The following is a 17,855-nucleotide window of genomic DNA, read 5'->3' as shown; positions in this document are numbered from 1 at the left end:
ATACACCGGCTGGCGGCGGCACGCAACTCAGCGTAGCCGGCCTGCGAGGTGGATCATGTCGTCGCCGCCGGCCAGCCGCAGCGCGCGCCAGCCATCGGCGTCGGCTTCCTGCGCCAGTTGCACCGACAGCGCCTGGGCGGACAGCGTGACCGGGCGCAGGAAGCGCACATCGAGTTCGCGGAAGCTGCCGGGCGCCAGCGTTTCGTAGCTGCGCGCCAGGCTGCCGAAACCGTGCAGCACCTTGGCGCCGAAGAGGGAGCGGCGCGCCAGCGGCCCGCACCAGTGGATCGGGTTGAAGTCGCCGGTCAGCAGCGAGAAGCGCAGGCCGTCGCTGGCGTCGGCGCGCCAGGTGCCGACGGTCTGCCAGGCGGGATCGGGCGGCCGGACCGGCGTGTTGCGGGCGGTGCGCGCGCCGGGCAGGCGCACGCGCATGTGCAGCCGCGTCTCGACCAGGCGCGCTTGCTGCGCCGTGCCGGTAACCACCACCACGATGATCCTGGCCCAGCCGTCCGCATGCGCGATCTGTTCGATCGCGGCGCTCAGCATCAGCGGCGTGGCGCGCGGCAGCGGACCATGCACCGTCATCGACACGCCCTGGTTGATGATGCCGGTGAGGCGGTAGGGCAGCTGCATCAGCAGCTCGCTCACCAGCGGCAAGCTCCATTGCGACACCATGTGCGGCGGCAGTTGGCCATCGTAGCGGCCGGCTGCGCCGCACCAGCGGATGTAGTGTTCGACCAGCTGCGCCGGCGGGGCGGCGATGCGGCGTTGGAGCGGTGCGGCGCTGTGCGTTTGCAGCGAGGGAGCATCCGGTGGCGCATTCGGCGGCGCATCCGTGGTGCGCGGCGCCAGGGGGGACAGCAGGGAGCGGCCGGCGGCTTGCAGCAGCATCCTGGCGGTGGCTCTGATCATCGCGCCCTGGTGGCGCAGCAGGCCGTAGGGAATGGCGCCGGCCGCCGTCATTCCAGCGCCTTGATCACGGCGCTGAGCAAGGCCTGCGGCTGATAGTTCAGGCGACTCGGCGTCAGGCCCAGTCGCACCAGCACCAGCTGCTTCGACGGCACGATGGCGATGCTTTGGCCGTCATGTCCCTCCAACCAGTAGGTATCGGCGGGTAGCTTGAACGGGGTGTCCGGGTCCTGTCCTTCAGGCGTGGCGCCGGACGGTCCCCAGCGCCATAGCTGGCCCTGTCCATACTGGCCGCCGGAGGCCGGCGCCACCTGCTGCATGGTGGTTACGAAGCCTTCCGGCAGCAGGCGCTTGCCTTGCCAGTTGCCGTCTTGCAGCAGGAACTGGCCGAAGCGCGCCCAGTCCTGCGTGGTCGCATACATATAGCTGGAGCCGACCAGATTGCCGCGCGCGTCCGCCTCCATCACGGCGCTGCTCATGCCCAGCGGCTCGAACAGGCGCGTATGCGGTAGCGACAGCGCGGCCGCCGATGTCGGCGCAGCCTTGGCGTCGGCCGCCGCGCGCTGCCAGATCCGCGACAGCAGCAGCGTGGTGCCGCTGGAGTAGTTGAAGGCGCTGCCGGGTTTCTGCAGCAGCGGCTGGGCGGCGGCGTAGGCCGCCATGTCCGGTTCCAGGTACAGCATGCGCGTGACGTCCGAAACGTCGCCATAGCCTTCGTTGAAATGCAGGCCGCTGCTCATCGCCATCAGCTGCGCCAGCGTGATGGCGGCGCGTGGATCAGGGTCTGGGCTAGTTGCGTTCGGCCAGAATCCGCTTTGTTGCGGCGTCAGTTTGCCGTCGGCGATCAGGATGCCGACCAGCGCCGCGCTGACGGTCTTGGTCATCGACCAGCCCAGCAGCGGCATGCCGGCGTGGAAGCCGGCGCCGTAGCGCTGCGCCACCAGCCGGCCACGGTGGATCACGGCCATGCCGCGCATGCCGGGACCGGCCAGCGCATCCTGCGTCAGCAAGGCCTGCACCGCCGGCATGGTCTCCGGCTGCGAGCCGGTCGGCCACGCCACGTTGGCGGATGGCGACCAGATCTTCAATGGCGGGAACTGGTACTGTGCGGCCTGCGTGACGTCGTTGTCGGGCACCACGGCACAGCCGGTGCCGGGCCGGTACACGGCCAGGCCCTTGCCGACCAAGCCCAGCAAGTCGGCACGCACCAGTTTTTGTTCCTGGTCGACGCGCACTTGCAGCAGCTTGAGGATGGGATGGCCGGGCGCCTGCACGTCGTCGGCCAGCACGGCCTGCGCGTCGCGGCCGGCGATAAACACATTCGAGCACACCATCTTGGCGCCGTAGCTGGCGCCAACCCGCAGCAGCTCGGGCGGATGCAGCACCAGCGTCAGCGCGGCGCCGCCCACCAGCACCAAAGCCGCTGCGGCGGTGAGCTTGAGTACCTTCGCCATCTACAAGCTGGTCCGGAATTCCACCGCGATCATGCGCGGCGGCGTGAGGTAGGCGTAGGGCGCACCATATTGCTCCGTTTGTCCACCGAGGCTGGTGACGTAGCGCTGGTCGAACACATTGTTGACCAGCAGCGCCACGCCGTAGCGCGAACTCGGGCTGTCCCAGCCCAGGCGCAGGTCGAACTTGCTGGTGGCCTTGCCGGTCTTCAGCTGCGCGGTAGTCAGGCACTGCAGCTTGGCGGTGTCGCTGTTGCAGCGCTGCGCGGTCGAATGCGTGCCCTGGAAATTCAGGCTGCTGCGGCCGCCCAGCGTTTCCCAGTTGACGTTCACGCCCGCCATCGCCGTCATGCGCGGCGTGCCGACCGGTTGGCCGCCCAGGTCCAGCGTGACGTTGCCGGCGGCGTCGAGGCGCTGGTAGCGGGTGTAGGTCTGGTCGATATACTCCATGCCGCCGAACACCGTCACGCGCGGCGTGATGCGCATGCGGCCATCCAGATCGAGGCCTTGCGCCTTCTGGTCGCTGGACACCACGTTATAGGTCGGCAGCGTGCCTACGCTGTACAACTGGATGTCCTGCAGGTTCTTGAACTTGTAGGCGAACAGCGAGGCGTTGACGGTGGCGCGCAGGTCGGGGAAGGCCAGCTTCACACCGGCTTCGAAGTTGGTCATTTTCTCGGGCGCGAAGCTCGGGTCCTTGCCGGTATTGGTCGGCGAGGCCGGATTCGGCGGGGTGAAGATGTTAAAGCCGCCGGCCTGGTAGCCGCGCGCCAGGGAGGTGAACAGCAGCGTGTCCTTGTTCAGTTTATGGTCCAGCACCAGGCGCGGGCTCCAGTCGGTCCAGTCCTTTTCGCGCGTGACGGGCGACGACGCCAGCTGCGCCGCCGTGCCGAAGATGACGTTGGACGGGAAGGCCGAGGCATCCAGTCCCGCCAGCGGGCCGAAGCTGTTGAGGAAGTTGTCCAGTTGCGGCGACACTCGGCCCGGCACATACCAGGTCATCTGCTTCTTGTCCTGCGTGTAGCGCAGGCCGGCGGTGACGTTGGTGGACGGCGTCAGGTGCCAGATGGTGTCGCCGTAGATCGAGACCGACTTGGTCTTGACGTCGCTGTAGTGCGTTTCATCCCAGCTGAACACCGTGTCCGGGCCGATGCCCGCCAATCCAGCCGCGCCCAGGCCGCCGAACAGCATGGCGAAATTCGGCTGGCCGCCGCCGAACTGGCTCAGGGTATCCAAGGTGCCGGTGGTGACGAAGGCGCCGGCGTCCTGGTGCTCGTTGTTGTGGTAGAAGCTCAGGCCCGCGATCCAGTCCAGCTTATCGGTTTTGCCGGACAGCTTGAACTCCTGCTGGAAGCTGTGGGCGCGCTTGGCGTCCAGGGTGGTCAGGTACAGGTCGGGGCGGGCGCCGCCATCGTTGTCCGTCACGTTGTGGGTGCTGAAGCGGCGGTAGGCGGTGGTGGAGTTGAAGGTCATGCCGGCCAGCGGCGCTTCGAAACGCAGCGTGGCGCCGTCGAACTTTCGTCCCTCGGTGCCCTGGTTGTCGTTCTGCAGCGGCGCCTTGAAGGGATCGACGAAGTTGGCGGTGTAGGCCGCGTCATAGACGCCGGCGTAGCCGCCCAGCGGCAGACGTGGGTCCTTGATGACGCCGAAAGCGGGGCGGCCGTACTGCTCCATGTTCTCGTGCTCCCATGCGAACACCAGCTTGGCGGCGTCGAAGTCCTTGCGCAGCGTCAGGCGGGTGGCCCAGTCCTTGTCGCCGCCGGACTTCTTGCCGGTGGCCGTGTTGTCGACCCAGCCCTCGCTGCCGGAGCGTACCGCCACCAGGCGCGCGGCGAAGCTGTCGCTGATCGGGAGGTTCATCATCACGTCGGCATTGGCGCGGCCGTATTTTCCCAGCTTGATATGGCCGGCGGCGTCAAGCTCCTTGCCCGGTTCATTGGTGGTGATGGCGATGGCGCCGGCCGCGCTGTTACGGCCGAACAGCGTGCCTTGCGGGCCCTTGACCACTTCGATGCGCTGGACGTCGATGAAGTTCATCAGCGCGCCGCCGGTCTTGCCGGTGTAGACGCCGTCGACATAGATGCCGACCGGCGAATCGGTGGCGATGCCGAAGTCGCCCGTCTGCACGCCGCGTATGCCGAAGCCGGGCTGGGTCGGTTCGACCGCGTCCACCACCAGGCCGGGAACGTAGCCGTTCAAATCGCCCAGGTCCTTGGCGCCGATGGCGTCGAGGTCCTTCGCGGTCAGTACCTGGATGGTCATCGGCACGTCCTGCACGAACTGCTTGCGGGACTGCGCGGTGACCACGACCGACTGGATTTCGTCGGCGGCCCACGCGGGCGGCACGAAGAAGGCTGCGGCCAGGCTGGCGGAAATTACGGTGCGGGCAGGGATGCTCATGTCGTCCTCCATTGGAAAGTTTTTATATTTTTGTCCAGCCAAACTACAGCGATCACCATGACCACCAGGATCGTCACTTTTACAACCATCGGCGCTGCGTAACCGAACCACTGCGGCAGCAGTGCGAACGCCAGTCCCAATCCCAAGGCGCGCGCCTGTTCCGCGCGCAGCGCCCACCGGCGGCCTTCCAACAGCGCCCCCAGCGACAAGGTGCTGGCGACGACCACGCCCGCATACAGCAGCAACTCCGGCAGCGCCAGCGACGGCGCGATCGCGATCAGGTGCGATACGCATGGCACCAGCAAGGCGAATTGCAGCATGGCGTAGAGGGCGGCGGCCGGCGGCGTGGCGGGGCGGTAGTGCGTGAACCGGGTGGCGTCGAAATGGCCGAGCGGCTCGCCGGTCCAGCCGCCGGGTGGCCCGAACCACACGTACAGCTTGTTGCGCCAGCCGCGAACGCTGCGCGAGGCGCGCCACAAATCGGCGTAGAAGTGCAGGTTGGCCCAGGCGGGATTGAGGCTGCGCAGCGGCGTGCGCACGCCGTAGATAATGCGTTCGTCCGCGCGCTCGTCGGCGTAGGTGCCGAACAGGCGGTCGAACAGGATCAGGATGCCGCCGTAGTTACGGTCGATGCAGTAGTCGTTCTGGCCGTGGTGTACGCGGTGGTTGGATGGCGTGACGAACACCCGGTCCAGCCATCCGAGGCGGCCGACCATTTCGGTATGCACCCAGTACTGGTAGAGCAGGTCGATCAGGCCGACGCCGACCAGTACCAGCGGCGGCACGCCGGCCAGCGCCATCGGCAGGTAGAACAGCCAGCCCAGCACCCAGCCGCTGGAGGTTTGGCGCAGCGCGGTGGAGAGGTTGTAGAACTCGGAGGAATGGTGCACCACGTGCGCGGCCCACATCACGCCGACCTCGTGGCCCAGGCGGTGCGTCCAGTAGTAGCAGAAATCGTAGGCCAGCAGGGCGCCCAGCCACACCCACACGCTGTTGGCGGGCAGCGAGGCGAAGCGCCAGTGATCGTAGACGGCGGTGTAAATGCCCAGCATCGCCAGCTTGACGAACAGGCCGACCACCTGGCTTACCATGCCGAGGTGCAGGCTGGTGAGGGCGTCGGCGGTATCGTATGCGGCCGCTCCACGGCGATGCGCTATCCATGCTTCGAGCAGGATGGTCAGCATGAAAACGGGAATGGCGAAGACGATAGGATTCACTTCGGGCCGGGGTCGTTTAAGTCCAAACGATTATGCCTATATCCATGCCAGATACACAAGAATTAACGGCAATGTTGAGGCTTGTGAAACACAAACAGGTCAGATTTACATTGGTAGTTAATCCAGTTGCAGCCGGGGCTTGCCGGCCATCAACGCTACCGCAGCGGCGACGACGCCCAGCAGGTGCGCCTGCCACGCGACCACCACATCGGCCGGCAGGTCGGACCAGCCAAGCTGGTGGCCAGGATCGGCGCCGGCGGCTTCGGCGCAGATCTTGGCCAGCAGGGTAGCGGCCATCAGCAGCAATGCGGCGCGCGTGGAGCGGGCGGCGCGCGGCCACAATGCGCCGCCGGCCATCACCACCAGCATCGCGGCGATGCCGGATGCGCCGCGGTAGTACAGGCAGTTCGGCGCCACCGCCAGCATGCCCAGCGAGATGAACGGCGCGCCCAGTCCAAGTGCGGCCAGCAGGCGGCGCATGCCGGCGGCCGGCGATGCGCTCAGGTGCACCACGATGACGGCGGCCGCCAGCACCACCGCGAAGTCGATCAGCGCGTGCCGCATGGAGTAGTGGACCAGGTGCCCGGTCCACAGCCGCCATAGCTGGCCGGCCAGCAGGGCGTGGCGGTCGAATTCCAGCAGCTCAGGCACGGCGACCCAGCCGCCACGCCAGGCCCGCCAGCAGCGCGACCAGCGCCAGGCCTAGCCAGTCCATCGCGCCGCCGCCCTTGTAGCCTTCCTTGTTTTCGACCTGGTAGCTGGCGTCGTGCTTGATGCGTTCGCGGAAGTTGTCCAGCTCCGCTTGCAGGTTGGGCACCAATTGGTCGACGGCGGCGTTGTAGCCCTGGGCCTGCGCGGCGCGCGACTTTTCGCTGAAGCCGGCCATGCTGGCGCTGCCCTTGACCTGGCTGGTGCCCGGCGCGCGGAACAGCAGCTTGTGGGTGCGGACGTCGAACACCGATGCGTCCAGCATGGTCTGCACGTCATATTGGTCGCCGTGGATCACGTAGGCGCCGATGATGGTCCAGTACAGCACCGCCAGCGCGTTGGAGTCGTTGAACTGCACCTGGTCGTAGGAGAGCAGGGCCACCACTTCAACGTCGAACATGCCGGCCACTTGTTCAAGATTGGTGAAGCCGCCCTTGGCGCGCATGTACTGGCTTGGGATGATTTCGATCTTGCCGATGTAGGGATGTTTGGAGAAGGAATCGCGCACGCGCTCCAGCAGTTTCATGCGCGCCGCTTCCGAGGTGCCGTTGCCCCAGCCCGCGCCGGGAACGAAGGCGATGCCGACTTTTACCGGCGGCCGCAAGCGCGTGACCGTGGGCGTCATGGCTGGTGCCTCCCTGGCGTCGGGGTACAGGTAGTCGACGATGCTGCCGGCTTGCTTGACGCTGTGGCCGGAGCTGATGAAGGCGCAGCTGGACAGCAAAGCCGCCAGCAGCGTGATGGTCAGGATATTCAGGATACGCATGTGGATTCTCCGGTGGTTGCGGATTATGCGTTCCTGAATCCCGGGTGTGAAAGCGCCGCCGCCCGAGTATTACCGGATGCTACAGGTAGTATCGTCGCAGTGCACTTCCGGCTGCGCCGCGGGTTCGGCGAGCAGGCGGCCGATCAGCGCACCGACCTGCATGTCGTCGGCGCGGCCGAAGTGGTTCAGCCGCAGCCGCCCCTGGCGATCGATTAGCAGCAGCGTCGGCGTCCCGCGCAGCTGATACTGTTCCATCGTCAGCGGAATGGCGCCGCGCGGCGCCGGCTGGTCTATCGCCACCGGAAACTGGATGCGGTACTCGTGCACAAAGGCTTCCAGCGCTTTCGCCGTCATGACGTCGTGGTGCTCGAACACGGAATGCAGTCCGATCACGGCGACGTCCTGCTCGTCGAAAGTGCTGCGTATCGTCTTGGCCTGCGGGATGCCGTGCGAAACGCAGCCGGGACACAGCATCTGGAAAGCGCAGACGGCGACGACCTTGCCGCGCAGCTGACTTAGCGACAGCGGCTGCGTGGTGTTCAGCCAGGCCGCAACCTGGAGTTCGGGGGCGATAGCGTGCATGGATGCTCCTTATTTGGCGCGCAGTTTCACCGCAGGGAAGTCGACCGGCACCTGGAAGGCGACGTTGACGTAGTTGGTGAACAGGTTCAGCGCCACGTGGGCCATGATCTCGACGATGGCCTCGTCGTTGAACCCGGCGATGCGCAGCGCTTCCACGTCCTCATCGTCGATCTGCGCGCGATTGCTGACGACGGCGATGGCGAAGCGCAGCGCGGCGGCGGTCTTCGGATCGGTGGACTGGCCGGCTTGCGCGGCGCTCATCTCCTCGCTGCTGGCGCCGGCCTTGCGGCCCAGGGCCGTGTGGGCGGCCAGGCAGTAGTCGCAGGCATTGCGGTCGGCGATGGCGACGGCGATCTGCTCACCGAGTTTGGCGTCGATCACGCCGCCGCCGAGGGCGCCGAACGAGCCCCACATGCTCTTCAGGGCAGCGGTCGAATTGGCGACGGCCTTGAACATATTCGGTGTGGCGCCGAACGCGCCGTGGATTTGCGCCAGCAGCTGTTGGCGTTCGCCGGTGGTGTCGGCAGGGGTGACGAGGGGGATACGGTTCATGGTATTTCCTTTCAGTGGTTAAAAGTACTGCGGTTAAAAACAATAGGAGTCCTAACTATTGTGGTCAAAAAAAATCTCAGGCAAACACCTTCCAGTTGCGCCGGCGCGTGGCGGGATCGGCCGGCACCTGTTCCGGGCAGTCCATGCGCAGCAGCGACACCGACAGCGGCGCGTTCACCAGCCCGCAGTGGTGCGGCGCCGGTTTGCCTGGATGGCGGTTGGCTTCAAAGTACTGGCACGACAGGCAGGCGCGCATCTCGGGGAAGCGTTCGGTCTTTTGCAGTTGCGCGATCAGCTTGAACAGGCCGGTCAACAATTCGGTCTGCTGGGCGGCAGGCAGGGCGGCGGCGGCATCTTCGGCAAAGCTCAACGCGCCGCCGATGCGGGCCGCCGTGGCGATGCCTTCATCGGTCAGGAACAGCGCGGTGGCGCGGCCGTCGTCCTCCGCCCTGGCCTTGTACAGCAAACCCTTGGACACCAGCGCCGACACCGAATCGCTGGCGCTGGCCGCGCTGATCGACAGCTGCGACGCCAGCCAGGACAGGCGTACACCCTGCTTGCGGCCTTGCAGCAGCTGAAGGATCTCGGCCTGCGCCGGATTCAGGTTTTCGGACGTGGCGAACTCCCACATACCGGAGCGCATCACACTGGCGATGCGTCCGATAGAGGTGATGATACGCGCTGATACATCCGGCGTATCCTGCCACGGCTTGTTTGGTTTGGTGTCCATGCTGTGCATTATACACAGGGATTCCGATTTAACAAGGACTCCTAACTAAAATCAGAATCCGACCGAAATTCCAGCGTAAAGCGTGCGGCGAGCACCGTATTGCGGCGCGCCCACGCCTACGCCGGAACCGTCGCGCAGCAGATAGGTCTTGTCGAAGGCGTTGACCAGCGCAAGGCGGCCTTCGACGTTACCGATCGCTGTATTCTTCCAGTTGTGCGTCAGGGACAGGTTGACTGTGGTGTAGTGCGGCAGCGTGCCGGAGTTCGGCGCGGCGCCGTCTGGCGTCATGCGCAAGCCGCTGCCGTACAGGAAATCGCCATTCAGCTGCGTCGCGCCCCAGTGGTAGTGGGCGCCGCCCGAAACCGTGTAGGTCTGGTCATGGTCGACGTAGATGTAGTGGTTGGCGATGTAGGCCAGTTCGTCCGGCCCGAACAGCGACTGGCCGGAGACGATGTTCTGGCCCTTGGCTTGCTGCGTGGTCAGGTTGAGGAAGCCGCCCCAGTTGGCGCGGTTGTACACGGCCGACAGCTCCAGGCCTTTGGCATAACCACGGTCATAGTTAAACGGCGACAGTATCAGCGCCTGGCCGAACTGGCCTTCGTCCAGCATGTTGCGGATTTTCTTGTAGTAGGCGTCGGCCGTCACGGTCAGCTGTTCGTTGACCTGGTGGCTCAAGCCGATGTCGTAATAGTTGGTGCGCTCGGCCTTGACGTTGTCCGATACCGCCACCTGCGGCGCATTGGTGGTGCCGGCGTATTTGTCGATGCTCGATTGCGCGGCCAGTTCCTGCGGTGGCGGCGTGAAGTAGCGCGAGTAGCCGGCGTGCAGCGCCGTGCCCTTGGCCAGCTGGTAGGCCAGGTTGACGCGCGGGCTCCATTGCTGCTCCTCGACGAAGGCCGATACCTTGTCGAAGCGCAGGCCGTAGTTTAGTGTCAGCGGCGCGGCGATATGCCATTCGTCCTGCAGGTAGAAGCTGGACAGCTTGCCGGTCTTGCTGCTGTTGTCGATGATGGTGCGCGGATCGGTGCTGGCCTGCGCGCCGCTGTCGTCGGTGTCGAACACGGCGACCGCGTTGTCGCTGTGGGTGGTCTGGCGCGAGTAGGCCAGGCCGGCGCGCACGGTGTGGCTGTCGTTCAGTTTATAGCTGGCGTCGAACTGGGCGCCGCTGGCGGAGTTGGAACGCAGCGTGTTGGAGGCCACGCCGTTGTAGATCAAATCGCCCAGCGCATCCGGCGTGTAGTGCAGTTCCGAATACTGGTGGAAGGCCGACACCTGGTAATTCAGGTCGCCCAGGCTTTTTTGCAGCGACAGCACCAGGAAGCGGTTCACCTCGCGCTGGCGCTCGTCCAGCTGCGACGACGGCAGCTTGCTGGTGCCGGCGGCGGCGTCGCTTTGGCCGGTGAGCGAGAAGCCCGGCGCCTGGTCCGGATTGTTCGGGATCTGGAAGCGGCCGTTGTAGGTGCCGAACATCAGGCCCAATCGGGTCTGATCGTCCAAGAACCAGGAGAGAGCCCCGAAGGACTTGCTTTGCTTGGTGCGGTCGTGCAGCGCAGAGCGGCTGGGCAGCGGATTCTCGATGCCCAGCGCGTTCGACAGGTAGCTGCCGGACAGGTAGTAGTTCAAGGCGCCCTGGGTGCCGAAGAATTCCGCGCTCGGTTCGACGTAGTCGTTGCCGCCCACCAGAACGCCGACGCGGCCACCCGATTTGACCGTGCCTTCCTTGGTCTGGATGTCGACGATGCCGGACGTGCGCAGGCCGAACTGCGCCGGCAGGGCACCGGTGATGAAGTCGGTCTGCTGGACGAAGCGGGTGTCGATCGACTGCCCGAAGCCGGTGATACTCTCCGGCAGCTGCACGCCGTTGACGCGGTACTGCACATTGGCGTGGTCGTCGCGCACGTGGATGGAGCCGGAGCCTTTCGAATCCTGGCTCACGCCCGGAAGGCGCAGCAGCACTTCATTGAACGGCGTGTTGTCGCCGCGGCCCAGCTGCTCGATCATGTGGCGGTCGATGGAATAGACTGTGGTGCCGACATTCGGCGACAGGTCGATGCGCGCGCTCTTCAGATGGGCGGCGGTCACTTCCACTTGCTGCATCGGGCTGCCATCGGCGGTTGCATCGTCGGCGGCGCTGGCGTGGTGGGCGCAGAAGGCGGTGGCCAGCAGCAGTGGGAGAGTGCGGAGTTGTGGCGTGCGTTGCATAGTAAATCCTTGAATGTTCAGGCGTGGCTAGCCTCCGGCCTGCGCGATCGTGTTGGGCAGGCGCGCGGCTACGCGCACGGGGCGCAAAAGGGCGACCGTGTTAGGTGCACGAAAAATCGTGAAAAAAGCGAATCAGAGGGAGATAGCGGCAACGCCGGGCGGCGCGTGCGAGGGCGGGGTGAGGAAGTCGATCCGGCGGACCCGGATGGAATGCTGCGGGACGAGGGCGGGCAGGCTGACCAGCATCGCCACCGGCACCACCGCCAATGCCGGCGGCGGAACACCGGCCGGCATGTGCGCGACGACGCAAACTGCGCAATCGTTTTGGGTGTCGGTGTAGGCATGCTTGTGCGAGCTCGCCCCGATCAGTTGCAGCGACAGGAACACCAGCACGAACAGCATCAGGACGCGCTGGATGCGCGTCTGGCGATGTGATGTGCCTACGGAGAGTGTATGTGCATGCATGCCTTGATTTTACAGGGCTTCTGCGAAGTTCGCCAATGACAATCTCGTAATGAAGTCAATGCTGGCTGATGGCGCCGTCGCCCACCAGTCCACGGCGGGTGGCCAGCACCACCGCGTGCGTGCGGGCGGTGGCGCCCAGTTTGTCGAACAGGCCCTTGACGTGGGTCTTGACGGTGCCGACGCCGATGCCCAGTTCGCGCGCGATCGACTTGTTGCACTGGCCCTGCGCCAGCAGCTGCAGCACGTCCGTCTCGCGGCTGGTCAGGCCGACGCGGGTGAAGCTGTCGGCCACGCAGCGGCTCAGGTCCGCGCTCAGGTAGCGCATGCCGCGGCTCAGCGCGCGCACCGCCGCCGGCAGTTGGTCGGCGGCGCAGCTTTGCAGCAGGTAGCCGTGCACGCCCGCCATCATGGCGGTGCGTACTTCCCATTCGCGCTCCATCTGCGTGACGATCAGCACGCGCGCCGGCGCCTCGCCGTGATACGGCGTGTTGGCCTGCTGGCGCATGTGTTCCAGCGCGCCCTTGTGGTCGAGGATGACGACGTCCGCCTGGGAAGCTTGCGGCTGCGCCGCGCCATGCGTGACCTGCATATCGCTCTCGGCGCCCAGCAGCGCGGCCAGGCCGGCGTTGACGATGGCGTCGCTGTGCGCGACCAGTACGCGTACCTTGACGTCCTGGTTGGCGAGGTTGCCGCCAATTGCTGTGTGTGGCCAGTTTCTGGTATCCAGTCGCATCTCAATTCTCCCCGAATAAATGACATTGAATTCGTTTGCTGTCCTGCGGCAGAAGATTAAACTGGTTGAACACTTTTGCCACGACCCGATACAGGGGGTGTCGCCTACCTAGAAAGGGTGATTGCAGCGCGCCTACCCCAAAAGAGTGAGCAAATGAGGGTCAATACCGGTGATGGCAAAGACGGCCCGCTCGCCTAAACTATGGACATGTCGTTTCACCCCTGATCTGAGGAACCCCCCATGTCCAAAATGTATATCGTGTCGCTGGCCGTCGGCCTGCTGGTTGGATTAATCTATGGCTTCCTGAACGTGCGCTCGCCGGCGCCGCCGGTGGTGGCGCTGGTCGGCCTGCTGGGCATCCTGTTGGGCGAGCAGTTGCCGCCGCTGCTGCGCCAGTTGTGGCAGCCGGAGGCCAAGCAAGTGTCGTGGATCGAGGATCACGTCAAGCCGCATTGCTTCGGCCAACTGCCGTCCGCGCAAAAGAATGACGAAACCAAAGGGAAAGCATGATGAGACTAGACCTGAACCAGCAGCCTGACCTGATCCTGCATCGCGGCCTGTTCACCACCCTCGATCGCAGCAATCCGCACGCCGAGGCGGTCGCCATCAAGGACGGCCGCTTCACCCATGTCGGCCGCGCCAACGAGATCCTGGCGCTGGCCGGTCCGCGCACCAAGGTGGTCGATCTGCAAGGCAAGCGCGTGCTGCCCGGCCTGATCGACAACCATTGCCACATCATCCGCGGCGGCCTGAATTTCAACCTGGAGCTGCGCTGGGACGGTGTGCGCAGCCTGGCCGACGCGATGGCCATGCTCAAGGCGCAGGTGGCGATCACGCCCGCGCCGCAATGGGTACGCGTGGTGGGCGGCTTCACCGAACATCAATTCGCCGAGAAGCGCCTGCCGACCATCGAAGAATTGAACGCGGTGGCGCCGGATACGCCGGTGTTCATCTTGCACCTGTACGACCGCGCGCTGCTTAACGGCGCCGCTTTGCGCGCCGTCGGCTACACCAAGGACACACCGGAACCGCACGGCGGCCAGATCCTGCGCGACGGCGCCGGCAATCCCACCGGTCTGCTGCTGGCCAAACCGAATGCGGCCATCCTGTACCAGACGCTGTCGAAGGGCCCCAAGCTGCCGCTGGAATACCAGGTCAACTCGACCCGCCACTTCATGCGCGAACTGAATCGCCTCGGCGTGACCGGCGCCATCGACGCCGGCGGCGGCTTCCAAAACTATCCCGAGGATTACCAGGTGATCCAGCAGCTGTCGGACGCCAAGCAGCTGACGATACGCCTGGCCTACAACCTGTTCACGCAAAAGCCCGCGCACGAAAAGGAAGACTTCCTGAACTGGACGCAAAGCGTCAAGTACCAGCAGGGCGATGACTACTTCCGCCACAACGGCGCCGGCGAAATGCTGACCTTCTCGGCGGCCGATTTTGAAGACTTCCGCCAGCCGCGCCCCGACATGCCGGACACCATGGAGGACGATCTGGAAGGCGTGGTGCGCGTGCTGGCGCAGAACCGCTGGCCGTGGCGCATGCACGCCACCTACGACGAAACCATCAGCCGTGCGCTGGACGTGTTCGAGCGCGTCAACCAGGACATTCCGCTGGCGGGACTGAACTGGTTCTTCGACCATGCCGAAACCATCTCCGACCAGTCGATCGACCGCATCGCCGCGCTGGGTGGCGGCGTCGCCGTGCAGCACCGCATGGCCTACCAGGGCGAGTACTTCGTCGAACGTTATGGCCACGGCGCGGCCGAGGCCACGCCGCCGGTCAAGAAAATACTGGAAGCGGGCGTGAAGGTCTCGGCCGGCACCGACGCCACGCGCGTGGCTTCGTACAACCCGTGGGTATCGCTGGCGTGGCTCATCACCGGCAAGACCGTGGGCGGCATGCAGATGTACCCGCGCGCCAATTGCCTGGACCGCGAAACAGCACTGCGCATGTGGACCGAGAACACCACCTGGTTCTCCAACGAAGTGGGCAAGAAGGGCCGCATCGAAGCGGGCCAACTGGCCGACCTGATCGTGCCGGACAAGGACTTCTACGCCTGCGCCGAAAGCGAGATCGCCGACATGACCTCGCGCCTGACCGTCGTCGGCGGCAAGATCGTCTACGCCGCCGGCGAATTCGCCAGCTACGACGAACCGCCGCCACCGGCCATGCCGGATTGGTCGCCGGTGCGGCGCTTCGGCGGCTATGCCGGCTGGGGCGAGCAGATCGGCAACAACCGCGCCGCGTTGAAGGAACTGGAGCAGCGCAAGCGCGAGCAGCAGCAACTGCGCCAGCAGCAGGCCGCCTGCGGTTGCGCCAACCAGTGCAACGTCCATGGCCACCAGCACGCCAGCGCGTGGGCCAGCAAGCTGCCGACGTCGGACCTGAAGAGTTTCTGGGGCGCGCTGGGTTGCGCCTGCTGGGCGGTGTGATGACGACGCTGCTCAAACCCTTGTTCAAACCATTCGGCGCGCCGTGGGTGCGCTGGATCTTCCTGCTGCTGATCTGCGCCGCCTATCTGCAAGGCGGCATCAACAAGCTGATGGACTTCCCGTCGGCCATCGGCGAGATGCGGCACTTTGGCCTGTCGCCGGCCGGCCCGATGGCCGCGCTGGTGATCGCCGGCGAACTGGGTGCGTCGGTGATGATATTGTGTGGCTACTACCGCTGGCTGGGCGCGGGCTACCTGGCCGCGTTCACGCTGATGGCCACCTTCGTCGCCAACCGCTACTGGGAAATCACCGGGCCGGAACGCTTCATGGCGGCCAACGGCTTCTATGAACACCTGGGCCTGGCCGGCGCCTTCCTGCTGGTGGCGTGGCACGATATTCAAAAGGAGACCTGATGGAGCGTGGCGAGACTAAACAAAGCATGGCGCTGGGCTTCCTGGCCGGCTATGTCGACACGCTGGGCTTCGTCGGCCTGTTCGGATTGTTCACCGCTCACGTCACCGGCAACTTCGTGCTGATCGGTCGGGCCATAGCGCGGCCGTCGCCGGACGTCTTGCTTAAGCTGCTGGTGTTTCCGGTGTTTGTGTTGTTCGTGGCGCTGGCGCGCTTGTTGATACTGCATTGGGAACGCGCCGGCAGCCGTCAGCTGCGCAACAGCTTTCTGCTTCAGGCCTTGCTGATGGCGGGCAGCGTTGCCTGCGCGTGGGCAGGCGCGCCGATCGAAGCACCCAACGCGCCGCTGACTTTGTTGACCGGCATGCTGTGCGCGGGAGCGATGGCGGTGCAAAACGCCTACGGCAAACTGCTGTTGGGGAAGGTGGCCGCCACCACCGTCATGACCGGCAACGTGACCCAGCTGGTGATTGACCTGGTGGACACGCTGCGCGGCGACGCCGATGCGCATGGACGCCTGAAGAAGCTGGCCTGGCCGGTGCTGGCGTTTGCCGTGGGTTGCATCAGCGGCGCGCTGGCGTTCATGCAGGCCGGTTTCAACGGCCTGATACTGCCATGCGTGCTGCTGATCTGGCTGGCCGGCGCGGCCAGCGACTAGATCGACATGATGCCGCGCTTGAGGGCGATCGTCACCGCATGGGTGCGATCGTTCGCGGCCAGCTTGGACAGCACGTTCTTCATGTGCGCCTTCACCGTTTCTTCCGAGATCGACAGCCGTTCGGCGATGCGCCGGTTGGAATGGCCGTTGGCGGCATGACTCAGCACTTCCGTTTCGCGCGCGCTTAACGGCCCCTGGCCCATGTGCTCGGCCAATTCCATCGCGATCTCCGGCGGGATGCGGCGCTGTCCCTGATGCACGCCGCGTATCGTATCCAGCAATTCCTTGCGCAATGTACTCTTCAACAAAAAGCCCGCGGCGCCGGCCTGCACGGCGCGCAGGATCTGCACGTCGCCCTTGTAGGTGGTCAGCATGACGACGCGCGCGCAGGGATGCGCGCGCCGTATCGCTTGCAGCGCGGTGACGCCGCACATCTCCGGCATGACGATGTCCATGATGGTGACGTCGGGCCGCAGCGCCTCGTGCTGCTCGACGGCCTCGCGGCCGTTGCTGGCTTCACCGACCACACGCATGTCGTCCTGGCTGGCAATGGCTTCGCCCAATCCCGTGCGCAGCAAGGGATGGTCATCAACCACCAGCACGCTGATGGGGCGAGGGATGTCACGCATTTCCATGTCGGCCAGTTTAACGCAACTGCGTGTAATTCGCTGGCACCCACTGGTACGCCTTGCCGCTGCTGCGCAAGTGGCCCAGGCCGGGGAAGGGCAGGTGGGCTGCGCCGATCAGCTCATTCTCCTTGGCGGCCGTCGTGAAGACTTGCTTGCGGGCCTGGGCGGCGGTCTTCGGATCCGTGTCGAAGCCGATGGTCACTTCCGGATGGTCGAACTGGACGGCGCCGGCGTGGATCAGGTCGCCCACTACCAGCAGCTTCTTGCCCTTGCTTTCAACCATGTAGCTGATGTGGCCCGGCGTGTGGCCATAGCTGGCGACCGCGCGGATGCCCGGCGTGATCTCGCTGGCGCCATTGAACGGCTGCAGGTGCTGGTTGGCGACGTAGGGCGCCAGCGACGCCATCGCACCCTGGAAGAAGCCCTTGCTGTCGGCCGGCGCCTTGTCCATATTGGCCTGGCTGAGCCAGAATTCGGCATCGTGCTTGTCGGCGCGGATGGTGGCGTTGGGGAAGGCCGCCTGGCCGTTGGCCGCGAGGCCGCCCACGTGGTCCGGGTGCATGTGGGTGATCAGCACTTCATCCACCTGTTCCGGCTGGTAGCCAGAGGCTTTCAGGTTGGCCAGCAGCTTGCCCAGCGTCGGGCCGAACAGGCTGCCGGCGCCGGCGTCGATCAGCACCAGCTTGGCGCCGGTGTTGACCAGGTAGCCGGTGACCGAGGTTTCCACGGGGCTGCTCAGGTAGGAGCGTGCCAGTTCCTGATCGGTTTTGGCGGCCGGCTGGTGCAGCAGCTTGTTCATCGGCAGGTCGACGGTGCCGTCGCTGATCGCCGTCACTTCAAAATCGCCCAGCATGATGCGGAAGAAGCCGGGCGCGTTGATGCCGGCCAGCGGCGCGCCCGCCATGGCGGGGGCGCTGACGGCGAAGGCGAGGGCGGCGGCAAGCGGGCTGAGTTTGCGTAAGAGTTGCATAAAGTTCCTCGTTAATGAATTTACTAAACATAGT

General features: G+C 65.3%; 18 protein-coding genes. 4 read left to right on the top strand and 14 right to left on the bottom strand.

Annotated features, from left to right (window positions below):
• Positions 1-27: 27 nt before the first annotated feature.
• From V6M89_RS04475 to V6M89_RS04420, 12 genes are all read right to left on the bottom strand, one after another.
• Entirely contained in the window at positions 28-963 is a 936-nt protein-coding gene (locus tag V6M89_RS04475; RefSeq protein WP_332852049.1) for a MaoC/PaaZ C-terminal domain-containing protein, read from the bottom strand.
• Positions 960-2,363: a serine hydrolase domain-containing protein gene (locus V6M89_RS04470; RefSeq protein ID WP_332852048.1), complete on the bottom strand. Its 1,404-nt coding sequence runs from the start codon at positions 2,361-2,363 to the stop codon at positions 960-962. The genes V6M89_RS04475 and V6M89_RS04470 overlap by 4 nt, the downstream gene beginning before the upstream one ends.
• Entirely contained in the window at positions 2,364-4,760 is a 2,397-nt protein-coding gene (locus V6M89_RS04465; protein ID WP_332852047.1) for a TonB-dependent receptor, read from the bottom strand.
• A complete protein-coding gene (locus V6M89_RS04460) occupies positions 4,757-5,977 on the bottom strand; it encodes a sterol desaturase family protein (RefSeq protein ID WP_332852046.1) in 1,221 nt (406 codons plus the stop codon). Before V6M89_RS04460 ends, V6M89_RS04465 begins: the two co-directional genes overlap by 4 nt.
• 117 nt (positions 5,978-6,094) lie before the next feature.
• Positions 6,095-6,628 (bottom strand): rhombosortase, encoded by a 534-nt coding sequence (rrtA, locus tag V6M89_RS04455; RefSeq protein ID WP_332852045.1) that lies wholly within the window; start codon positions 6,626-6,628, stop codon positions 6,095-6,097.
• Positions 6,621-7,451: a rhombotarget lipoprotein gene (rhlP, locus tag V6M89_RS04450; protein ID WP_332852044.1), complete on the bottom strand. Its 831-nt coding sequence runs from the start codon at positions 7,449-7,451 to the stop codon at positions 6,621-6,623. The genes rrtA and rhlP overlap by 8 nt, the downstream gene beginning before the upstream one ends.
• 69 nt (positions 7,452-7,520) lie before the next feature.
• Positions 7,521-8,033, bottom strand: coding sequence for a redoxin domain-containing protein (locus V6M89_RS04445; protein WP_332852043.1), 513 nt, complete (start codon positions 8,031-8,033; stop codon positions 7,521-7,523).
• Between the two features lie 9 nt (positions 8,034-8,042).
• Positions 8,043-8,585 (bottom strand): carboxymuconolactone decarboxylase family protein, encoded by a 543-nt coding sequence (locus V6M89_RS04440; RefSeq protein ID WP_332852042.1) that lies wholly within the window; start codon positions 8,583-8,585, stop codon positions 8,043-8,045.
• A gap of 76 nt (positions 8,586-8,661) precedes the next feature.
• Positions 8,662-9,315 carry a MarR family winged helix-turn-helix transcriptional regulator gene (locus tag V6M89_RS04435; RefSeq protein WP_332852041.1) on the bottom strand — a complete coding sequence of 218 codons (654 nt, stop codon included), beginning with the start codon at positions 9,313-9,315 and terminating at the stop codon, positions 8,662-8,664.
• A 51-nt stretch (positions 9,316-9,366) separates the two neighbouring features.
• Positions 9,367-11,517: a TonB-dependent receptor gene (locus tag V6M89_RS04430; protein ID WP_332852040.1), complete on the bottom strand. Its 2,151-nt coding sequence runs from the start codon at positions 11,515-11,517 to the stop codon at positions 9,367-9,369.
• A gap of 132 nt (positions 11,518-11,649) precedes the next feature.
• Entirely contained in the window at positions 11,650-11,919 is a 270-nt protein-coding gene (locus V6M89_RS04425; RefSeq protein WP_332852039.1) for a hypothetical protein, read from the bottom strand.
• A gap of 118 nt (positions 11,920-12,037) precedes the next feature.
• Positions 12,038-12,715 (bottom strand): response regulator transcription factor, encoded by a 678-nt coding sequence (locus tag V6M89_RS04420; protein ID WP_332852038.1) that lies wholly within the window; start codon positions 12,713-12,715, stop codon positions 12,038-12,040.
• 240 nt (positions 12,716-12,955) lie between these two features.
• On the opposite strand from V6M89_RS04420, the gene V6M89_RS04415 reads away from it, so the two are divergent.
• From V6M89_RS04415 to V6M89_RS04400, 4 genes are read left to right on the top strand one after another with little or no spacing between them, the layout of a single operon-like run.
• Entirely contained in the window at positions 12,956-13,225 is a 270-nt protein-coding gene (locus V6M89_RS04415; RefSeq protein WP_332852037.1) for a DUF1427 family protein, read from the top strand.
• The gene (locus tag V6M89_RS04410; RefSeq protein WP_332852186.1) at positions 13,225-15,153 is read left to right on the top strand and encodes an amidohydrolase; all 1,929 of its coding nucleotides are present in this window, start codon (positions 13,225-13,227) and stop codon (positions 15,151-15,153) included. Before V6M89_RS04415 ends, V6M89_RS04410 begins: the two co-directional genes overlap by 1 nt.
• Entirely contained in the window at positions 15,153-15,566 is a 414-nt protein-coding gene (locus tag V6M89_RS04405; RefSeq protein ID WP_332852036.1) for a DoxX family protein, read from the top strand. The genes V6M89_RS04410 and V6M89_RS04405 overlap by 1 nt, the downstream gene beginning before the upstream one ends.
• On the top strand, positions 15,566-16,222 hold the full coding sequence (locus V6M89_RS04400) for a YoaK family protein (RefSeq protein WP_332852035.1): 657 nt from the start codon (positions 15,566-15,568) through the stop codon (positions 16,220-16,222). Before V6M89_RS04405 ends, V6M89_RS04400 begins: the two co-directional genes overlap by 1 nt.
• Here the strand turns inward: V6M89_RS04400 and V6M89_RS04395 are convergent.
• Both V6M89_RS04395 and V6M89_RS04390 read right to left on the bottom strand, forming a co-directional pair.
• Positions 16,219-16,857, bottom strand: coding sequence for a response regulator transcription factor (locus V6M89_RS04395; protein WP_332852034.1), 639 nt, complete (start codon positions 16,855-16,857; stop codon positions 16,219-16,221). The two genes, V6M89_RS04400 and V6M89_RS04395, sit on opposite strands and share 4 nt — an antisense overlap.
• A gap of 10 nt (positions 16,858-16,867) precedes the next feature.
• Positions 16,868-17,821, bottom strand: a complete 954-nt coding sequence (locus tag V6M89_RS04390) for an MBL fold metallo-hydrolase (RefSeq protein WP_332852033.1) — start codon at positions 17,819-17,821, stop codon at positions 16,868-16,870.
• Between the last annotated feature and the right edge of the window lie 34 nt (positions 17,822-17,855).

Source organism: Duganella sp. S19_KUP01_CR8, from assembly GCF_036688705.1.
Classification (GTDB): domain Bacteria; phylum Pseudomonadota; class Gammaproteobacteria; order Burkholderiales; family Burkholderiaceae_D; genus Rugamonas.
Note: the sequence above shows the minus strand (reverse complement) of the source record. Positions and strands in the feature narration are given on the sequence as shown.